The sequence below is a fragment of the Photorhabdus tasmaniensis genome, from assembly GCF_011189505.1.
GTDB classification, from domain to species: domain Bacteria; phylum Pseudomonadota; class Gammaproteobacteria; order Enterobacterales; family Enterobacteriaceae; genus Photorhabdus; species Photorhabdus tasmaniensis.
In genome coordinates, this window is record NZ_PUJU01000203.1 from 1 (window position 1) to 557 (window position 557).

Genomic DNA, 557 nt, shown 5'->3' on the forward strand with positions numbered 1-557 from the left:
GGAGACTTTTCGCCGTCGTCTGAGCAATACCCTCAGGGGCGGAAAGTAACAGCGCCGATTTTCTCAGTTCCGTTAACGTGTCACTCAATAACGCCTTCTGTTGCTGCAAATCCGCTAATTCAGCTTTGGCGATTTTAGCCGCACCCCGTAATGCTTCGGTTAACGCCTGCGCCTGTTGTAACTGACCGATTGCTTCCTGCATTGCCAACACGTCTCCCCCCGCATTGGCTTGTTTATCCGCACTGATAAACATCCCCTTACCGGCCCGGATCACCCCCCAGTCGTCTGTCCGCAACTCAAAACCTTCTCCCCGTTTATCCGGGTGTGGTTACTGACTGTCCACCAGATATCCCAGGTTGAGCTGACTCTTACCGCCGTATTCGGTACTCAGTTTGATGTGCTCCCGACCGCGTTCGTCATCCATCCGCAGTTTGTTATTCGCCGGGGTGCGCAGGACATTGCGTTTGTAGTTGAATAAGGTGACGTGATCAGGGTGTTTTGAGTCGTGCAGCGCATGGGCGATATAAGGCCGATCCGGGTCGCCCCCTTCAAATGCG

1 pseudogene is annotated in these 557 nt (G+C 54.0%); it reads right to left on the reverse strand.

Going from position 1 to position 557, the window contains the following annotated elements:
• A pseudogene (locus C5471_RS23550) lies at positions 1–557 on the reverse strand (type VI secretion system Vgr family protein); the annotation flags it as partial.